This is a genomic window from Paraburkholderia bengalensis, from assembly GCF_037126505.1.
Lineage (GTDB): Bacteria > Pseudomonadota > Gammaproteobacteria > Burkholderiales > Burkholderiaceae > Paraburkholderia > Paraburkholderia bengalensis.
This window is the reverse complement of record NZ_JACFYJ010000278.1, coordinates 1-726: the sequence shown is the minus strand read 5'-3', so window position 1 is coordinate 726 and position 726 is coordinate 1. Positions and strand designations below refer to the sequence as shown.

Here is a 726-nt window from a genome sequence, read left to right as displayed (position 1 = left end):
AGTAGTTGCCGCCCGCCGTGCCGATGATGAAAGGCGCTGCGATCACGAACACGGCGGTGATGATGCCCACCGTCAGCGTCTTCGTCAGGTTCCGTTCTGGAATGAGCGTCGTGGACGGCTCGATCGGTTGAATTGAGGTCATTATGTTTGCTCCTTACCCTTACGCGCGATCCGCGACACGTTCACCCAGCAGGCCCGACGGACGGAACACCAGCACGATGATCAGCACGATGAATGCGAACACGTCCTGGTAGTTACTGCCGAACACGCCACCCGTGAGGTTGCCGATGTAACCGGCGCCCAACTGTTCGATCAGGCCGAGAATCACGCCGCCCACCATCGCGCCGCCGAGGTTGCCGATACCACCCAGCACGGCTGCCGTGAACGCCTTCAGGCCGGGAATGAAGCCCATATAGAAGTGCGCGTTGCCGTATTCCGACGCGATCATCACGCCCGCCAGCGCCGCCAGCGCCGAGCCGATCATGAAGGTTGCCGAAATCACGAAGTTCGGGTTCACGCCCATCAGCGAAGCGACGCCCGGGTTCTCGGCGATCGCGCGCATCGCGCGGCCGAGCTTGGTCTTGTGCACGAGGAGCAGCAGGCCCGCCATCACGAGGAACGCGACGACGATGATCACGATTTCAGTCATCGAGATCACGGCGCCAGGCGTCGTATCGGTGGCCTTGATCACGTTGAGGGGATCGGTCGGCAGCAGCTGCGGGAACG

Annotated in this window: 1 protein-coding gene and 1 pseudogene; both read right to left on the bottom strand. The window is 62.3% G+C overall.

Translation table 11 applies throughout. The features are described 5' to 3' along the window. Positions 1 to 142 (bottom strand): annotated as a pseudogene (locus tag H3V53_RS43225) (ABC transporter ATP-binding protein); the annotation flags it as partial. 18 nt (positions 143 to 160) lie between these two features. Next, on the bottom strand, positions 161 to 726 hold a 566-nt coding region (locus H3V53_RS43220), incomplete at its 5' end, for a branched-chain amino acid ABC transporter permease (protein ID WP_336603045.1).